16 protein-coding genes and 3 pseudogenes are annotated in these 18,367 nt (G+C 57.7%); 16 read left to right on the top strand and 3 right to left on the bottom strand.

Annotated elements, in window-relative coordinates; translation table 11 throughout:
* The first annotated feature begins 251 nt into the window (after window positions 1-251).
* From C9427_RS32820 to C9427_RS32805, 4 genes are all read left to right on the top strand, one after another.
* Window positions 252-1,211, top strand: a complete 960-nt coding sequence (locus tag C9427_RS32820) for an ABC transporter permease (protein ID WP_107653102.1) — start codon at window positions 252-254, stop codon at window positions 1,209-1,211.
* A gap of 3 nt (window positions 1,212-1,214) precedes the next feature.
* Window positions 1,215-2,147 (top strand): ABC transporter permease, encoded by a 933-nt coding sequence (locus C9427_RS32815; protein WP_107653101.1) that lies wholly within the window; start codon window positions 1,215-1,217, stop codon window positions 2,145-2,147.
* The gene (locus C9427_RS32810) at window positions 2,148-3,773 is read left to right on the top strand and encodes a dipeptide ABC transporter ATP-binding protein (RefSeq protein WP_107653100.1); all 1,626 of its coding nucleotides are present in this window, start codon (window positions 2,148-2,150) and stop codon (window positions 3,771-3,773) included. It abuts the gene before it with no gap.
* A gap of 586 nt (window positions 3,774-4,359) precedes the next feature.
* On the top strand, window positions 4,360-5,997 hold the full coding sequence (locus C9427_RS32805; RefSeq protein ID WP_245437270.1) for an ABC transporter substrate-binding protein: 1,638 nt from the start codon (window positions 4,360-4,362) through the stop codon (window positions 5,995-5,997).
* A 163-nt stretch (window positions 5,998-6,160) separates the two neighbouring features.
* On the opposite strand, the gene C9427_RS33980 is transcribed toward C9427_RS32805, so the two are convergent.
* A complete protein-coding gene (locus C9427_RS33980; RefSeq protein ID WP_146172639.1) occupies window positions 6,161-6,829 on the bottom strand; it encodes a hypothetical protein in 669 nt (222 codons plus the stop codon).
* On the opposite strand from C9427_RS33980, the gene C9427_RS32790 reads away from it, so the two are divergent.
* From C9427_RS32790 to C9427_RS32750, 9 genes and pseudogenes are all read left to right on the top strand, one after another.
* Window positions 6,816-8,243, top strand: a complete 1,428-nt coding sequence (locus C9427_RS32790) for an NAD-dependent succinate-semialdehyde dehydrogenase (RefSeq protein WP_107653097.1) — start codon at window positions 6,816-6,818, stop codon at window positions 8,241-8,243. The two genes, C9427_RS33980 and C9427_RS32790, sit on opposite strands and share 14 nt — an antisense overlap.
* 6 nt (window positions 8,244-8,249) lie before the next feature.
* On the top strand, window positions 8,250-9,794 hold the full coding sequence (locus C9427_RS32785; RefSeq protein ID WP_107653096.1) for a fumarate hydratase: 1,545 nt from the start codon (window positions 8,250-8,252) through the stop codon (window positions 9,792-9,794).
* A gap of 215 nt (window positions 9,795-10,009) precedes the next feature.
* The gene (locus C9427_RS32780) at window positions 10,010-10,507 is read left to right on the top strand and encodes an Lrp/AsnC family transcriptional regulator (RefSeq protein WP_107653104.1); all 498 of its coding nucleotides are present in this window, start codon (window positions 10,010-10,012) and stop codon (window positions 10,505-10,507) included.
* Window positions 10,508-10,672: 165 nt separating this feature from the next.
* Window positions 10,673-12,079: an aminotransferase gene (locus C9427_RS32775; RefSeq protein ID WP_107653095.1), complete on the top strand. Its 1,407-nt coding sequence runs from the start codon at window positions 10,673-10,675 to the stop codon at window positions 12,077-12,079.
* A 545-nt stretch (window positions 12,080-12,624) separates the two neighbouring features.
* Complete coding sequence (gene purU, locus C9427_RS32770) at window positions 12,625-13,509, top strand: formyltetrahydrofolate deformylase (RefSeq protein ID WP_107653094.1); 885 nt, start codon at window positions 12,625-12,627, stop codon at window positions 13,507-13,509.
* A 515-nt stretch (window positions 13,510-14,024) separates the two neighbouring features.
* Window positions 14,025-14,750 carry a helix-turn-helix transcriptional regulator gene (locus C9427_RS32765; protein WP_107653093.1) on the top strand — a complete coding sequence of 242 codons (726 nt, stop codon included), beginning with the start codon at window positions 14,025-14,027 and terminating at the stop codon, window positions 14,748-14,750.
* Between the two features lie 100 nt (window positions 14,751-14,850).
* Window positions 14,851-15,451 (top strand): annotated as a pseudogene (locus tag C9427_RS32760) (acyl-homoserine-lactone synthase).
* A gap of 1 nt (window position 15,452) precedes the next feature.
* Window positions 15,453-15,704 carry a transcriptional regulator domain-containing protein gene (locus C9427_RS32755; protein WP_107653092.1) on the top strand — a complete coding sequence of 84 codons (252 nt, stop codon included), beginning with the start codon at window positions 15,453-15,455 and terminating at the stop codon, window positions 15,702-15,704.
* A gap of 121 nt (window positions 15,705-15,825) precedes the next feature.
* Window positions 15,826-16,254, top strand: a complete 429-nt coding sequence (locus C9427_RS32750) for a DUF2285 domain-containing protein (protein WP_107653091.1) — start codon at window positions 15,826-15,828, stop codon at window positions 16,252-16,254.
* Window positions 16,255-16,283: 29 nt separating this feature from the next.
* Here C9427_RS32750 and C9427_RS32745 read toward each other — a convergent pair whose 3' ends face one another.
* Window positions 16,284-16,535, bottom strand: a complete 252-nt coding sequence (locus C9427_RS32745; protein WP_107653103.1) for a DNA -binding domain-containing protein — start codon at window positions 16,533-16,535, stop codon at window positions 16,284-16,286.
* A gap of 125 nt (window positions 16,536-16,660) precedes the next feature.
* Here C9427_RS32745 and C9427_RS32740 point away from each other — a divergent pair, with 125 nt between their 5' ends.
* The 3 genes and pseudogenes from C9427_RS32740 to C9427_RS32730 all read left to right on the top strand — a co-directional run bounded on the left by C9427_RS32740 (window position 16,661) and on the right by C9427_RS32730 (window position 17,665).
* Complete coding sequence (locus C9427_RS32740; RefSeq protein WP_027033328.1) at window positions 16,661-16,873, top strand: helix-turn-helix domain-containing protein; 213 nt, start codon at window positions 16,661-16,663, stop codon at window positions 16,871-16,873.
* A 215-nt stretch (window positions 16,874-17,088) separates the two neighbouring features.
* Window positions 17,089-17,334, top strand: coding sequence for a helix-turn-helix domain-containing protein (locus C9427_RS32735; RefSeq protein WP_080680407.1), 246 nt, complete (start codon window positions 17,089-17,091; stop codon window positions 17,332-17,334).
* Window positions 17,335-17,496: 162 nt separating this feature from the next.
* Window positions 17,497-17,665: pseudogene (locus C9427_RS32730) on the top strand (helix-turn-helix transcriptional regulator).
* 44 nt (window positions 17,666-17,709) lie between these two features.
* Here the strand turns inward: C9427_RS32730 and C9427_RS35120 are convergent.
* Window positions 17,710-17,955: pseudogene (locus tag C9427_RS35120) on the bottom strand (transposase); the annotation flags it as partial.
* Window positions 17,956-18,367: the final 412 nt, after the last annotated feature.

Here is an 18,367-nt window from a genome sequence, read left to right as displayed (position 1 = left end):
CTCCGGCTGACCTTCTTCGCGGCGATGGCGATCGCGAGGCGCGGAACCGAGAATTCATTCCGTCCGTGAGAATCGGCGATATTGGGTATCCGCTCGCAATGTCAAAACGCGTCAAGGCAGGTTCAATTCGGTCCGATCTTTTGGCCGGCGCGCCTGAGTAACTGACCTACGGTCTAAGCAGGATTCTGTCCTTTCAACGATACCGTCCTTGAGGTTCAGAGCGGTATCGCAACTTATCTGGAGCGAAAGCCATGCCTTCCTACACTCTGCGCAGGGCCGGTGCCCTACTGCCCGTATTGCTTGTCGTATCTATCGTCATCTTTTCGTTGGCTTACCTTACGCCAGGGGATCCGGCAAGCACCATACTCGGGCCGGAAGCGCTGGAAGCTGATGTCCAAAATCTGCGCGACAGCATGGGACTTAATGATCCGTTTTTGGTCCAATATTTCCGTTGGATCTGGAGCGCGATGCATGGAGATCTAGGAACATCCTACTTCCTGAAAATGTCTGTCGCGCAGGCGATCGGTCAGCATTTTCTACCAACCATGCAGTTGGCGGTATTGACGATCTTCTATGCGCTCGTGGTCTCTATACCGCTGGGTGTACTAGCAGCACGTTGGCGGGGCTCATTCTTCGATCATGGCATTGCTGGATTTACGCTGATCGGTCTAACGTTTCCTAGCTTCGTGCTCAGCCTCATTCTGGTGATAGTCTTCTCCGTTTGCCTACACTGGTTGCCGGTGGCAGGTTACCGAAATCCTTTTAGCGAGCCTTGGAACGGGATGCGCTATCTGATCTTGCCCACGCTCTCACTAGGCACCATTTATGCAGCTGTCATCACCCGCACAGTGCGTGCTTCGGTACTTGATGTCCTGAAAGCGGAATACGTGGATTCCGCCCGCTCGCGCGGCGTAAGCGAGAGCCGGTTGCTCTTCGCCCACGCCCTTCGTAATGCCGGCCTGCCAATCATCACCATGATCGGGTTGAGCTTTGCCTCGCTGGTGAGCGGTGCAGTAGTAGCAGAGACAGTTTTCAACATACCAGGAATCGGCTCGTTACTCGTCAATGCCATTCAGCGCCGGGATTATCCTGTTGCGCAAGGCGTCGTGCTGTTCCTGACCTTGCTCTATCTCCTTCTCAATCTGTTGGTAGACCTGCTCTATGGCCTGATTGACCCCAGGGTACGACTTTCAGATGCAGGAGCGAAGTAAACCATGGCTACGACCGGAATTAACGACACCAATAGTGAACGGCGCAGAACCGTTGCTTTCCGAGCGATGCGCAATACTCAGCTAATCATCGGCTTTGGCATGATCGGCGGTATGGCCTTTGCGGCGGTGGTGCTCCCGCACCTGCTGGGCCTTGACCCCCAAGCCGTTGAACCTCTCAACCGACTTAAGGCGCCCTCGCTGGCACACTTTTTGGGAACCGATAATTTCGGACGCGATTTGGCGGCGCGCATATTGGCCGGCGCTTCCACCTCGCTTCGCCTCGCAGCCAGCGTCACGCTCCTTGCCGCTGCGATCGGTGTCGCGGTAGGCATTTTGGCAAGTTTTTCTCGTCTTCTGGACCATGTGCTAATGCGAATATGCGATGGTTTGATGGCCATTCCAGCCCTATTGCTCGCGTTGGCGCTGACCGCGACATTCGGGCCGAAATTCAGCAATCTATTGATCGCGCTTGTCATTGTTTTCGTGCCGGGCATCGCCCGTCTGGTGCGCGCCCGGGCACTGGCCCTTCGTTCCGAGACATTTGTCGAAGCTGCTGTCGCCATGGGAGCAAGCGATCTCCACATCATGGGCCGGCACATCTTTCCTAATGTGCTGTCAGTTCTCGCGGTACAGGTGACCTTCCTCTTCGCAGAGACGATCGTAATCGAGGCCGCGCTGAGCTTTTTGGGTGCGGGAGTTCCTCCACCTGCCCCTAGCTGGGGCAATATTCTTTATGATGGCAAAGCCGCAATTGCGAAGGCGCCCTATATGGTTCTTTTCGCAAGTACAGCCATGGTGATGACCGTGGTCGGGCTGACCCTTATCGGCGATGGTCTGCGCGACTTGGTGGACCCAAGGAGTGGGAGCCAGCCGGAAGCAAGCTGGTCCAAGAGGCTCCTTCGTCTTGTCTTGCCATGCACTAAAGAAGGAGCGTAAATGACCCTCCCCCTCACTATCGAGAATTTGAGCATCTCTTTCGGCCGCGGGGCGATCGAGGCTGTGCGAGGTGTTTCACTGGAACTGCGATCAGGTGAGATCCTTGCGCTGGTGGGCGAGAGTGGTTCGGGCAAATCACTGACAGCGCGTTCCATATTGAAAATATTTCCTGAAGGCGCAACGGTCAGCGGGCGAATCAGCTTAACCGGAGAGGATGTGCTTGCGGCGTCGCCTAGCGATCTGGCGCGGCTGCGCGGCGCTGCGGCGGCAATGGTGTTTCAAGAACCCTCAACCGCGCTAAATCCGGTATTCACCATCGGCTGGCAGATCGCCGAAGGCCTAAAGGCGCACGGGATATGCGATCAGCGGGCACGCCGCAACCGCGCAATAGAGCTCCTGCGCGATGTCGATATTCCGGACCCCCAGACAAGGGTGGATTACTATCCACACCAACTTTCTGGCGGTCAGAAACAGCGTGTCGTTATCGCCATGGCGCTGGCACTTCGTCCGGCGCTTATCATTGCCGATGAGCCGACCACAGCTCTGGATGTGACGGTCCAGGCCGGTATTCTTGATCTGCTGCGACGCTGCCGAGATGAACTCGGAACTTCAATCCTGATCATCACTCACAACCTGGGTGTTGTGGCAGACTTAGCAGACCGGGTGGCCGTAATGTACCAAGGCCGCATTGTAGAAGAAGCCCCCAGCACTGTACTCTTTGCTTCGCCAAAAGCAGACTATACCCGCCGGCTATTGGCCGCCGTGCCCCTCTTAGGACAGAGTTCGGGAAAGGAGGACTTCGCCAGTCGGGAACGACTCATCCTTGAAGCTGATCACCTGGAGATTACCTATCCCGGCCGCTTCGGCAGAACCTCAGTGCCTGCGGTCAAGGGAGTCACGTTCGATATTGCGGCCGGGGAGATATTGGGCCTTGTGGGTGAAAGTGGGTCGGGCAAGAGTACGATTGGGCGCGCCGTCGTTGGGCTCTCACCGGTGACCGGCGGCGCAATGCGGCTTTTCGGCGCTGATCTGCGTCATGTCAAGGGTAAAAGCCTGCGCGAATTGCGTCGACGTACGGGGTTTGTCTTTCAGGATCCGGCGTCTTCCTTCAACGGCTTTATGACTGTCTTTGACTGTATCGCCGAGCCGTTGCGGGTGCATCGCGCATTGCCTTCCGCACCGGCAGTCAGATCGCGAGTGCTGGAGTTACTTGATCAGGTGCAACTCCCAAGTGATATGGCGTGGCGATATCCTGGCGAGCTTTCGGGTGGCCAGCGGCAGCGGGTCGGTCTCGCGCGGGCGCTGGCGCTGAACCCTGAGTTTATTGTAGCGGATGAACCGACGTCCGCACTGGACGTCTCGATTCAGGCCAAAGTGCTGGAGCTGTTCAAGACCTTGCAAAAAGAGCTAGGGTTTGCTGCGTTGTTCATCAGCCACGATCTGGCCGTGGTTGAAGAAATCTCACATCGCGTCGGAGTTCTGCGCCATGGCAAGCTTCTAGAGCTTGGCTCCGCTCGCGAAGTGATGTCGGCCCCGCGTCATGACTACACTCGGCTTCTCATCAATTCGGTTCCTGTGCCTGATCCGGCAATCCAGGCGGAAAAGCGGGCGCGCTCGGTGGCTTGATGTCATCGCGAGGTCCGGTCGCCGACCGAGGTTTCTGGCAGCGACTGGATCTCGTCCGGTAGGCAATGTCAATTCATGGTCGTCTCGCCACCCGGCTGGTTCAAAAAAGCATCAGTCATCTCGAAGTCAGATGGCGCCCATATAAACATTGCGTTGTACTGCGTTTTGGCTTCGCCGCTATTGTGTCATCGGTGGTTTTTCAATCTTGGAGCGAGCGGAAAGTGGTCTGCGCCCCATTTAATGGTCGTCAATTAGGTCTTGCTTTGGAGCCGATTGACGAGAGCTAGAGATGGCCAGGAAACGGCAGCATGGCAGACGAGCTGCGCGGGCCTACATCGCGCCTGGCAGGCCCGGAGAACGGCTATTGCGGGAGCTTGAAGCTCCGAGACGAGCTGCTCAATGGCGATCGTCATGGAAGGCTGACGCCAGCACTACAACGCAGTCCGCCAGAACTCAACTCTGGAGCTATCGTCCCCGGCTAAGCTATCTCATAGCCGGCTTCGCATCCCGCCCCAGCTTCACCGGCCACGCCGAAGATAGGGCCAGAGACAGAATTGGGGCGCCCAACCAAGATCAAAAAAACTAGATGAAATCGAGTGATAGAATATCTGTGGTAACGATCAGCTATATCGCCAATTCTTCGGAAGCTAACCAGAGAGTAAAAATTATGATGGTCTATCTAACACGCTTCCGCAGACCCCTAGCTGCGGCGGCGGCACTCCTTATGTCTCTTATGCTCGTAGGTTCCCTTGCGGCTTCAGAGGGTGACACACTTGTGGTCGGGTATGGTCCACAGCCACCCAGCCTCGATCCGCATGTAACGACAGTCATCCCTGCCAACACGCTTGCGCGCAATATTTTCGAGACTCTCGTCACTCTGGATGAGGATATGAAAATTCAACCGGGACTAGCGCAAAGCTGGAGCGTTAGCGAAGACGGCCGGATGTATCGGTTCACCTTGCGGCCAGGTGTCAAATTCCACAACGGCCAGCCCTTAACAGCCACTGATGCGGTAGCATCACTCGAGCGATGGCAACGCTATTCTCTACCCGGCAAAAATGTTTTCCAGGGAGCGACATGGCAAGCTGAGGAAGAACACACGGTCGTGCTAAGTCTACCTACGCCCCGGTTTAACGTTTTGGATACGCTTGCGTCGGGAATCGCTCAAAGTGCGGTGATCATGCCGGCGTCGATCGCCACGGCCGCGGCAGAGAAACCGCTAACCCAGTACATCGGCACGGGTCCATTTCGTTTAGTCGACTGGCAACAAGATCAAATGATGGAACTTCAGCGTTATGAGGGATATACTTCGTTCGGTGGCACACAGAGTGGAACAGCAGGTGATCGGACTCCGACGTGTGGCAAGATTCAGATTGTATTTGTGAAGGATGAATCCACTCGTACGCTCGGTCTCACTACGGGCGAGTACGATGTCGCCAATCCCCTTCCTTATGACAGCATAACCGAAGTTCAAGAGAATGACGCTTTGAAACTCGGTTCTTATGCGAGCACAATGCTTAATCTGAGCTTCAATCAGGAAAAATCGGGTTTTTTTCGGGACAAGCGCGCACGGCAAGCTATAAATATCGGAATCGATCGGCTCCCGATCTTGACAGCAGCGGCCATAGATCAACGCTTCTTTCGACTAAACAACCATTTGATGATGCGGAATCAAAAGCAGTGGACCACGGAGGTCGGCGACACAGAGTTCAATCCTGTCGATGCGCCGAATGCCAAACGGTTGCTGAAGGAAGCGGGCTACGATGGACGACAACTAATCCTCATTACCACGCGTGACTATGTCGAGATGTACAATTCAGCCATTGTGATCCAGCAGCAACTGCAGAATCTGGGCGTGAATGTTAAGGTTGAAAGCTATGATTGGGCGACGTTTGTCAAAGTGCGTGCGAACAAGGAGGCATGGGATCTGATGGTGCTTAGCGTGGGGCCAAAGTCTGACCCGTCGCAGCTGGTGTCACTTAACAAGGATTTCCCAGGGGGCCCCAGGGACATGCAATTAGAGGATATTCTCGCTAGGATCAGAAAAGCAGCCACAATGGAAGATGCGCAAGATCTTTATCGCAAACTCGAGGGCTGGAACCAGAGTTACGTTCCATCTGTGAGAATCGGTGAGGTCGATTATGTCTTTGCCATGTCCAAGCGGGTCCAGTCCATACAGGTGCAGAATGATCTAATCTTATGGACGACGCGCCTGAGCAACTGAAGCCGGCCTTTGGAAGCTGATCCTTCGCAAGTGACGGGCGCTCGCTGCTGAACGAGGGAGCAGCGCGCTCCCACCCGGGATAAACGTTTGCTGTGCAGGATAGCCGCAATCGGGCCCGCGTTATTTTTCGCCCGCCTGGCTTGTTCTGGTGATCCGGCGCGGATCATTCTCGAGCCGGAAGTCTTGGGAGGAAGATGTTTTGCGTTTTGCTCCACGATTTCATCGACCCGCTGACCTGCAAAAGGAGTAGGCCCAGCGCATCGACGGCATAACGGCGGCGTGTTGCGAGGTGAACCTTGAGGTTAAACTTCTGGACCTTCTTTATCGTATCACGTCCGGCCAATAAGGCGCGCCGCCGGTCCCGGCCACTATACATACCGACGACGGATAGGTTGCAAGGGTTGCTCGGCATTCTGACCACGTTTGAGGACATCACGATGGTGCTGATGCGCGCTATGCAATACTTGCCGTGGGCGAAGCGTGTCCACTGGGTGATCGATCTCGAAATACAGAAGGGTTTCGACTCCGCAGCGTCACCTTCGAGCGTTCCGAATCCAGAGTATCGGCAATTGGGTGCGCTCGGCGCGGACGACGTTGCCGGATTTTGGTCGGAATCCTGTCCGGTCAATTCCCGGAATCGCATGCTGCCACTACTCCGCAGCTGCTTGAGCGCTGCCAATCTGGATACGAGATGGTTTTGGCCGACATTCGATATTTGACCGCATGCAATTATCGCGATGAAATCGCAGATGAGCAAGACACGGTTCGGATAGCGGCCGTTCTGATACTTGGCCAAATCCACTAAAGCGGAGCATGCGATGTCCAACGCCACGACCTATCAGCTTTTCATCGACGGCAGGTGGCGAGACGGTAGCGGAACCCTGACGGTGACCAACCCGGCGACAGAAACGGTATTTGGCTCGGTGGCCGCGGCGTCGGCTTCGGATCTGGACGAAGCCCTTTCATCAGCAGAGGCAAGCCGCCGGGCCTGGTCCTCACGACCGTCGAAGGATCGCGGCGAAATCCTTATCGCGGCCGCCAGGATTCTGGCCACGAAGGTGGGAGACGCAGCCAAGGATTTGTCGAGAGAACAGGGCAAGACGATGGCGGAAGCAACGGGCGAGTACGCACGCGCCGTCGAGACGCTTGAGTGGTACGGCACACACGCCGAAGAATTGTCGGCCCCAATTCCGCATGGCCCGAACCGCATGATCGTCCCCGAGCCGCTCGGCGTCGTCGCTGCCTTCACGCCGTGGAACTATCCCGCAGTGCTTATCGCCCGCAAGCTTGCCCCCGCGTTGGCGGCAGGCTGTCCTGTGATCCTCAAGGGGGCTGAAGAGACACCGAGTGCGGCCATCCACATTGTCGAAGCGTTGCGCCAGGCGGGTATCCCGGACGGCGTGGTCAATCTTGTCTTCGGCGTGCCGGCGCAGATTTCTGAGCACCTGCTCAGTTCGCCGATCGTAAAGGTCTTGACCTTTACGGGTTCCACCGCTGTTGGAAAACACCTGGCCAAGCTCGCCGCGAACAACCTGCAACGGTGTGTCCTTGAACTCGGTGGACACTCGCCGGTCGTTGTATGCGAGGATGCGGATCTCACAACGGCTGTTCCGGCAATTTCGGAATACAAGTTCGAGTGCGCCGGCCAGAGCTGCAATGCGCCCAGCAGAATCCTCGTCGCACGGCCACTCTACGAGGAGTTTCTATCGCGGATGACCGACGTTGCACGCAAAATCAAGATCGGCCCGCCCGACGACCTTTCGACCGAGATGGGACCGATGGCAAACGCGCGGCGAGTAGAGGCCATGCAGCTTCTGGTAAAGGACGCGGTCGATCGTGGCGCCCGCGTCGAGACCGGTGGCGCCCGCCTGGACGGGCCGGGCTATTACTGGCCGCCGACCATCCTGACAGGGGTGCCAAAGGATGCGAAAGTGCTTCATGACGAGCCGTTCGGGCCGATCCTGACAGTGGCGCCGTTCGACACGATCGAGGAGGCTATCGAGGAAGCCAATGCCACCGAGTATGGCCTGGCCGCCTATTTCTTCACCGGGGCCACCGAGGCGAAGCGGGCGCTGATCGGCGGTGTTTCGGCCGGCGCTGTCAGTGTAAATTACCTGAAAGGGGTTTCCGCGGATGCACCATATGGAGGCGTCAAACAGAGCGGCTATGGGTATGAGGGTGGCGAGCAGGGTTTGCGGAGCTTCCAAAGCCTGAAACTGGTCAACGGCCTCGGATCATTCGGATAAGAGCTGGTGAATAGAAGGACACGCACCATTGCCTGTGAAGACATCGCAACGAGCGTCGCCGATGCGCTTCAGTACATCTCGTATTACCATCCTCCAGACTATATCCGGTACCTTTCGCAGGCATACGAGCGCGAGCAGAGCCCATCGGCAAAGAACGCCATCGGGCAGATACTGCTGAATTCGCGCATGGCCGCATTTGGGCGCCGACCGATCTGCCAGGACACTGGTCTCGTGGTGGTTTTCGCCAAGGTCGGGATGGGCGTTCGTATCAAGTCCGCAGCCAGTTTCGCGCACCTCGTGAATGAAGGCGTCCGTCGGGCATATCTCGACCCCGACAATCCCCTTCGACCGTCGATCGTCTCGGATCCGCTTGGCCGACGATTGAACACCCGCGACAACACGCCGGCAGTCGTCCACGTCGAACTTGTGCAAGGCAACCAGATTGAGATCACCATCGCGGCGAAGGGCGGCGGGTCGGAAAACAAGGCCCGTTTCACCACCCTTAACCCTAGCGCATCCGTTGCCAACTGGGTGGTCGACACCGTTTCGACCCTTGGCAGCGGCTGGTGCCCGCCCGGACTGATCTCGGTCGGCATAGGCGGTAGCGCCGAAAAGGCGATGCTGCTCGCCAAGGAGGCCATGAACGAGCCTATCGACATGTCGGAACTGCTTTCCAGGGGACCCGGCAACGTGGAGGAGGAACTGCGGATTGAGCTCTATGAGCGAATTAACGGGCTGGGCATCGGTGCGCAGGGCCTCGGTGGTCTGACGACAGTCGTTGATGTCAAGGTCGCGAGCTATCCAACCCACGTGGCGTCCAAGCCCGTGGCACTGATCCCCCAATGCGCCGCCAACCGCCATCTGACATTCACATTGGACGGCAAAGGACCAGCGCAACTCCAACCGCCAGACCTTTCCCAGTGGCCCCAGATCGGTCCCGAGGACTTGCAAACAACCGGGGTGCGGCGGGTCAACTTGGATGGGCTGACGAGGGAAGAGACAGCATCGTGGGGCTGCGGGGAAACTCTACTCCTATCCGGAAAGATGCTGACCGGCCGTGACGCCGCCCACAAGCGAATGGTCGACCTGATCGATGCCGGTAAGCCGCTCCCGGTCGATCTGCGGGGACGCGTGATCTACTATGTCGGACCTGTACGCGCGGTAAGGGATGAGGTCGTGGGGCCGGCTGGCCCAACAACCTCCAACCGCTTGGACAATTTTACGGAAAAATTGCTCGCGCAAACCGGGCTTTTGGCGATGGTCGGTAAGGCGGAGAGGGGGCCAGCGGCTATTGCATCGATTGCCAGATACAAGACGCCTTATCTGGTCGCAGTGGGTGGCGCTGCTTACCTTATCTCAAAATCGATCAAGGCAGCACGGCTCGTTGCCTTTGAAGACCTGGGCATGGAAGCGATCTATGAATTCGAGGTCCAGGACATGCCAGTGATCATGGCTGTCGATGTCGAGGGAAACTCGATTCACAATTCCGGGCCAATTGAATGGCGCAAGCGCATGGCTGCCGACAGCATCGCGCGCAACATCGGCGTTTGATATTCCCGTCAAACAATTGCCCTGCCTCGCCTGCCATAGGCTCCAGCAATGAGAAGCCAGGCGCTTGGTTTGGGCAAGCTGCGAATGAGCCCATGCCCAGGCCCCAGCCACCGGCGACGAACGCAACGTTTAGTCGGCGCGCGGCACCATAGATGGAATTGGCGCGGACCCAAAAGCGGCCTAAACGTAAGGCTGTGATTCAGCTCCGGCAGGCCATGAAGTCAAAACTCAACACCGTACGCCTGGATGCTTGGGACCTTCGGATTCTCTCCGAACTACAAGCAGACGGTCGGATATCGAAAAGCGAACTTGCCAAGCGCGTTCATCTGTCGGCGTCGGCTTGCTCGGAGCGGCTTCGTATACTCGAAGCAGCAGGGGCTATTGAAGGCTATTACGCGCGGCTCAGTCCGTCCCTCGCTGGGGGCGTGATTTTCGTGATGGTGGAGGTGGTGCTGGATCGTCACCGCCTCGAAGACCAACGACACTTTGAGACCGCGATTCAAGGTATCCCCGAAATTATGGACTGCTGGGCTATTGGGGGCCGTGTTGATTACCTGATGCGCGTTGCAGCCCCCTCTATGTCTGCTTATCAGGAATTCATGGAGGGGTTGCTGCAGCTAGGTCTCGGGATCGACCAATATTATAGCCTGGTCGTGACGAAATCCATCAAATCCAATTCGCCGATACCCTTGTCCGCACTACGAGAGCGGTGAGTTTGCGGAGCCCGTGTTTTCCACGGAGATTGGCGCAAGTTCCGTGGATTCGTCGGTCGAGGCCGCGCATTGCCGTGGAACGCGAGACGCGTCCGGCGGTATGATCACTCATTGACAAGCGGCTGACCAAGTGTTCTCCGCCGGGCAATCAAAGGGAGAGCGGCAATGAGCCTGACCAATCTGGGAACCAAGCAAATCCAGGAGAAGGATCGGAGCTTCGTCTTTCATCCGTCCACGCACTTGGCAAAACACAGCCGCGGCGAGACGCCAAACCGGATTATGGCCGGCGCTGAAGGCGTCTACATCTGGGATACTGAAGGCCGAAAGAGCCTCGACGGTTTCGGCGGACTCTACTGCGTCAACATGGGATATGGCTGCACGGAGATCGCCGACGCCATTGCCAAGCAAGCACATGACCTGCCGTTCGCTCATGTCTATGCCAGCCAGGGCACGGAACCCGTCGCCCGTTTGGGGGAGGCTATCGTCGAATACTTCGGACAGAACATGCGAAGGGTGTATTTTGGCCTGTCTGGTTCCGATGCCAACGAAACCAACATCAAGCTCGTCTGGTACTATAACAACATCCTCGGTCGCCCTGAAAAGAAGAAGATCATCTCGCGGCACCGCGGTTATCACGGTTCCGGGCTGGTCACCGGCAGCCTGACAGGCCTTCCGTTCTTTCACAAATTCTTCGATCTGCCTTTGAACCTGGTGCGCCACACAACCACACCACATTACTATCGCCAGGCGCATGAGGGCGAAACCGAGGAAGCCTTCTCCAAACGCTGCGCCGACGAACTTGAAGCCCTTATTCTTGCCGAAGGCCCAGATACGGTTGCAGCCTTCATCGGAGAACCGGCACTTGGGACCGGCGGCATCGTTCCGCCCCCAAAAGGATACTGGACGGCCATTCAAGAGGTGCTGGACAAGTACGATATTTTGCTGATCGCCGATGAAGTGGTTTGCGGCTTCGCGCGAACCGGTGAGAAATTCGGTTCTCACCTTTATGGCATGCGTCCAGATTTCGTCACTATCGCCAAGGGCGTCAGTTCCGCCTACCTCCCCATCTCCGGGTCGATTATCGGCGACCGCGTCTGGAAAGTCCTGGAAGAAGGAACGGAGAAGCACGGAGCTCTGGGCCATGGCTGGACATATTCCGGTCATACGCTTTGCGCGGCGGCCGCACTCGCCAACATCAAAGTCCTTAAGGAAAGAAACATCCTGGAACATGTCCAGGATGTCGGGCCCTATTGGTTGTCGCGCATGAAAGCCGAACTGGAGGGACATCCCATTGTCGGCGAAGTTCGCGGCGTTGGAATCCTGTCTGGCGTAGAGATGATGCGGGACCCCAAGGCGCGCATACCTTTTGAGCCCGAGCTGCAGGTTGGCGCGCGTGCCGCGGCTGCTTTGCTTGAGAACGGGGTCATCGGCCGGGCCATGCCGCACAGCGATACCCTCGGCTTTGCCCCGCCACTGATCATCACTCGGGACGAAATCGACATCATTGTCGACGCGACCGCGAAATCGGTCGAAACGACTTACCGTGCGCTGAAGGCCGAGGGCGCGATATGATCCTGGCCGCGCATTGATGAGGAGGGATAGGAGGCAACTCAAGTGGTTGGCGATGAACCCTTGACTGCCTTGCTCCACCGTTTTTGCCGCTGCGTGCGGTCCTCCCATTGACCAAGCTCTGCGCGGCGCACCCTGCCGGTTTACTCCCGATCGGCAGGGCATCTTTTTACGGATGCTGGACGTGTCACCACATTTTGCAGGTACTACGAAAGCATCGTGAATTCCCGCTTAGTGCCGCCCTTGTTAGATGTCCGACTGGGTTCGGCGACGCATCGTGATGCTCGGGCTGGGCATTAAGTGGATGACCCCGGATCGCTATCTCGGCATCTATCGTCACGGATCATCCGGCTGGGCACGGGCAGGCTTTCCAGCCACCGAAAGCCCCACTTGCGATGGGCTCGCCCGGCACCGTCGCTTCGCAGGCGGCGAACGGGTGCTCCGAGGGTTCAAATACAGGTAGCCGGGGCAGGGAAGGGGTCCGATTTGCCATAAGGAGATCACTCCGCCAGAAGCAACGTGCCGGCAATTCAGGAAAGTGAACGTAAATGACGCACTACGTACTCACCGTTTCATGCAAATCGACTCGCGGCATTGTCGCTGCGATTGCGACTCTCCTGGCCGGTCAGGGCTGCAACATTGTCGATAGTTCACAGTTCGACGATCTCGACACCGGCAGGTTTTTCATGCGCGTCTCTTTCATCTCCGAGCTAGGGGTCGGCCAGGCCGACCTGGTGAAAGGCCTAAAGCCGATCGTCGAAAAGTTTGCGATGGATGCTGAGATCCGCGATGCCACCAAGCGCATGAAGGTGCTGCTGATGGTGTCGCGCTTCGGCCATTGCCTCAACGACCTGCTCTACCGCTGGAAGATCGGCGCCCTGCCGATCGACATCGTTGGCGTCATTTCCAACCATTTCGAATACCAGAAGGTCGTGGTCAACCACGACATTCCCTTCCACCACATCAAAGTGAGCAAGGAGAACAAGCAGCAGGCTGAAGCCCAGATCCTCGACATCGTCGAGCAGACCGGCACCGAACTGATCGTGCTTGCCCGCTACATGCAGGTTCTTTCCGATGCCATGTGCAAGAAGATGTCGGGCCGCATCATCAACATCCACCACTCGTTCCTACCCTCGTTCAAGGGCGCCAACCCGTACAAGCAGGCCTACGAGCGAGGCGTCAAGCTGATCGGCGCAACCGCGCATTATGTCACCACCGATCTGGACGAAGGTCCGATCATTGAGCAGGATACCGCTCGCATCACCCATGCACAATCCGTGGAGGACTACGTCTCGATCGGCCGCGACGTCGAAAGCCAAGTTCTGGCCCGCGCCATCCACGCCCATATCCACCACCGCGTCTTCCTGAACGGCCACCGAACCGTCGTTTTCCCGGCAAGCCCGCGAAGCTACGCTTCTGAGCGGATGGGCTGACGCGATGGCACATATCATCGACGTCAAGCAGGTATCGCCAACCGTTATTGAAGCGGTGAAGGAAGCGGCTTCTGATCTCGAGCGGACAAAGGGTGCGAGAGCAGGGCTTGCTGTGGAGGTTGTTGGCCACGACCAGGGTGTTTGTGCGGCGCGCCCTGCCGGTGTACCTCCCCGCCGGCAGGGCGCCTTTTTTGACCCGCTGGATCAGGGTGATTGTGGCGCGCCCGCAATCGAGAGTTCGAGAGGGAAGTCATCTGCATATCCGGATGGCACATCGAGCTTCGATATTTCTACTACACCATGCAAACCGCCCACAATCGCAGCTTCGGACCCGCGGCTTGCGGCAGCCGGCGTCGAGGTCGCATGCACCTCCTTTCATATGATCGAAGGTCCGGGGAGTAGTCACCGCGGTGAATTTTCTCCAGCGTCGAATATCTTGGGGGGCGAGTCTTCTCGCCGTAGCTGCCAAGAAGCCAGAAAGTCCCATGTCTAATTGAAAACAGCCGCTGGAGAAAATGCAGCTCGTCTTCGAAACTTTGCTGGAACAGTTGTCTTTGAGCGTTGATGAAGTCGACTTCCATAACGCACTGTCCAGCGCCGCCGGCGCCTTCGACATTCCCGCATTCGCCTATCTGTCTCTGGTGTCTGATCGCGTCACAAAACCCAGGCTGATATCGAACTATCATTCCGGCTGGACGTCGCACTACTTGCGCCACCAATACGAAAAGATCGACCCGGTCATAGAATGGGCAAGGTGCAGCGAATGTCCCTTTCAGTGGGGACCGGGTTTCGGCCATGCCGGCATTTCAACGCGACAGCAACAGCTTTTCGATGAGGCTGCCGAATTCGGCATCTGCTGCGGACTGACGATTCCACTTGTCGATCGCCGCGGCGGTGTCGCTGCGATGACCTTCGCGGCAGACAGGCTCGATCCGACCTTCCTACGCGTCGCCGAGCAATATGAGCAGGCGCTCGAGATTATGGCGATGTGCTTTCACATTGGCGTTCGCCGCAAGCTTTCGGGTGGTCTGGCGGTAGATGGTGTTTCGCTGACGCCCCGTGAGTACGAATGCCTTCAATGGACGGCGAAGGGCAAGTCCGCCTGGGAGATCGGCTGTATTTTGGGGATCAAGGAGCGCACGGCCGCTTTCCATCTGGACAATGCCAGGAAGAAGCTCGGCGTGCGCACCAAAAACCAGGCGGTGACGCTGCTAGTCTCCTCACGATCATCAATCTTCTGAGGTACAGAATCCCTCTTTGATCTACCTGTGCAAATGCACAGGCAGTCGCGGCATGAAGGTTCGCCTCCAATGGCAGGGTCTTACCTGCGAGGAGACCATCATGATTGAGCTTATTGCGCCCGGCTGGTACAGCGCCTTTTCCGACGAGCTTCACGAAATGCACCGCCTGCGCTACCGCGTCTTCAAGGAGCGGCTCGGCTGGAACGTGCGCACGACCGGCTTCGAGATCGATTCATTCGATCCCCTGAAACCGCGCTATCTTGTGTTACGCGATTCCGGCGGTCGCGTCGGGAGCGGCGTACGCCTTCTGCCCTCGACGGGGCCGACGATGTTGCGAGATGTCTTTTCGAGGTTGGAGGAGAGAACGGCACGCGAGGAACCGAGTGTCTGGGAAAGCAGCCGTTTCGCCCTTGATCTTCCACCGTCTGCACCGAAGGGCAATGGGAGTATTGCTGTTGCGACCCATGAACTCCTCGCTGGCATGATCGAGTTTGGGTTTGTCGCGGCAGCTCACCCATATCGTCACGGTTACGGATTTGCGCATGGAGCGAATCCCGCGTCGCGCCGGATGGCCGCCAGCCCGGATCGGTCCGCCCCAGACAATCCGCACCACGTCAGAGGAGAGCCTTGCTGCGGTCCGCCACAATGGCAGTCTTGGCGGTCCCGTACTGTGGGCCCCGGTGCTCTGCACGGGCGCCTGACATGGTTATGATAGGTAATGACGCCGACTGGCCGGACTGGCAGGATGAGAAATCCTATCGCTACACGCGGTACCTGACGCGACGCGGCTGGGCCTGGGAATTCCTACGGCGCAATCCGGCTTTCCAGCGTGACTGCAGGCTCTCGCTTGAGCACGCAGAATTTGCAGAAAGGTGGTTCGAGGTAGAAGTGGTGAGATCGTCGCTCGATCTCACGCAGTGGGGGCTCCTTTTTCGCAAGCTCGTTGAGGCCTGATGCGGTTGTGTTCTGGTGCTCCCGCCAATGCCCGCATGTCCTGCCGGTAATTGCGAAAAAGGCACTGTCGCCCGAAACGCTTTCGTTTGATCTCACTACATTGCCATGTCGGGCGTCACTCATGATCACGGCGGACGGTCGACAGCACGTCATGCTGCGAAATGCTCACCGGGACCTCCAACTTGTCGTGGAGGGCGCGGAGGTTTGGCGCCCCGTTCGGCTTTCCGTCGACGCGATCTGGCCCGCCGATCGGATGAGGCAGCACCTGAATGCGCTCGAATGCCTCAATGCTTTTCACGCGACTGGACAATTTCCCGACAGGCTGTTTCCCCCCGAAGCGCGCGCTAGCCGTCTGCGCTTTGTTCTTCAGGCGCTCGACGGCTCGCTAGGCGGGGCATCGCATCGCCAAATCGCAATGGCCCTGTTGGCGCGACAACGCGTCCAGGCCGACTGGACGGATCCGCGCAACCACCTTCGCGATCGAATCCGCCGTGCCGTCCGGCGCGGTCACATGCTCGTGAATCGCGGCTATCGGGATTTCCTCGTCTAAGATGATTGGAATAGCTCACCTGGAGCCTGTCAGCGCGCGAACAGTTCTTTGTATCCAGTCGTAACCATCCAGTTTGCCCGATCGAGATGGCTGCGAACCGCCATTCGGGCGCGCTCAGGTTCTCGCATCGGATCGATGCCGAGGACGAGCTGCGCCATCTCGTCTTCGCTGGCATCGTCGGCGGACGCGTCCAGGAGCCTCATATAGATGGTGAAGTGCTCATTGTCGTAAGCGGTCAGGCTGTCCGACCAGGGGACTTCGTCTTGGACTATGCGTTTCATCGCGACCCTCTTGCCGGTTTGGGGTTTGTTGTGATCGGGCACGGCTTCTCCTCGGTTGGCTCACCATAGCGAATAGGAACGATCGTTCCTAGAACGATAGTTCCGGTTCTGGTCCCTATCTCGCCATGGACCTCACGGAAGTCATGGCGATCAACATGCGTCGTTTGCGCCATGATCAGGACCTGACGCAGGAAGAATTGGCTGCCCGCGCAGAGCTGAGCATGCGCTATGTGGGCTCGATCGAGCGTGCTCGGGTTTCCGCAAGTGTCAGTGTGCTTGGCCGGCTCGCAAAAGCGTTTGACGTTGATCCTTGTGAGTTGATTAGGCCGCCGCAGTAACAAAGGCGATCAGTCCATCCCGGATTGCCGAAATCGATCTGGATGACGCGCAACCGCCGCCCATGAACTGAGCCCGCTTTTCTTCGACATGGTCTCGACCATACAGTTTGCTCCATGCCGCGGCTTGCCTTGTGGATTGCAAATATATCCTAAAATGGGATAATCCGAAACTGGGATTAGTCGATGAGCCGGTTCCCTTCTGGCCGGTTCATCTGATGCCGAAATCCCTTCGATCGCCCCGCCAACGCCGGCTGCTGGAACAGCTGATAGCGGCGCGCAAGAACAAGGGCTTAACCCAGGCCAAGGTTGCCGAAGCGCTTCGCCGCCCGCAGTCTTTCGTGGCCAAGTATGAGGGCGGTGAACGTCGCATGGACGTCATTGAGTTCCTCGATGTAGCGGAAGCGCTCGAAATCGACCCTTGCGAGGTTCTCGCACGTGTGCGTCGCTTGCGTGACCGATAGCTTGTGCTGCTTGGCAAGCGACAAGTCACCAAAATCGTAGCCTTGGATTTGCTGCCCCCCGGCGGCAGATGGTTCGGGCACATCGATGGCATAAACTCAATGGCTTTGACTTGCTGACCTTCGCATGGAGACCGCAAGCTGGTCTGACGAAATGCACGCAGGATCAGGGAGAAGGCCGGCTTGACGCAGGAGCAGCTTGCCGAGATCTCCGGCTTCAGCCAGCAGGAAATCAGCGGGCTGGAGAAGGGCAAAGGGAACCACCATCATCACGCTTTATGAACTGGCACAAGCCCTCCGTGTCAGCCACATCGAAGGGGTGCGACCTAACTGACCAGGATAGGCGCTATTTGGAAATGGCCGACGCGTCACGGACATTTCGACCGCATCCGCCGTGTAGATGATGCTGCGCACACTCGGATAGGGGAAGAGGCACGACGTGCTGCCAGTCGCGCCGCCAGCTCTGAGTGATCGCCGGGTGTCGCCGGCCTCGAAGTCCTGCAGAGCCTTCATGCCGGCCTAGCGTCCGCCCCCGGCAGATGGCTCTGAGCGTCGGCACAACGGCTTCGCGACCTTCCGCGACACGAACAGATGGCGGATCAGGTGCACGATGCAGGTTAGCACTGTCGCCGTGGCGCCGCTCGCCTCCCTGTTGGCCAAGTTGTTTGCCAGCTTGCCGTCTTACCAGCACCTCGCCAGTCTCGTTGCGTTCTTGTTTAGGCCTTGCAACAGATCCTTCAAGGAAATTTATGGAATCTTTGCGACCACAAATCGCTGTCAATGGTACGCTCACCACAACTTTCAAGTTTAGTGGTGGCAGAAATCTGATGTGGTTATGTTCCGCTGCCGAACAGCATTTGCGAAGAGCCCGACATGAAAAAGCGAGCAGGACGAGGGGTTCGGTTCTTCTATTTGGCGCCGTGCTGACCAATGATGATACTTGTCGATCGCCTAATGACAGCAGCACATCTTGATCGCCTACGGATCCTGGGCCTTTGCGCGCATGCCGAGCTGACTGTCCGCGAACTGGCCGAGA

Origin of the sequence: Mesorhizobium helmanticense (genome assembly GCF_003034915.1) — a bacterium.
Lineage (GTDB): Bacteria > Pseudomonadota > Alphaproteobacteria > Rhizobiales > Rhizobiaceae > Mesorhizobium > Mesorhizobium helmanticense.
This window is presented reverse-complemented; position numbering and strand designations above follow the sequence as displayed.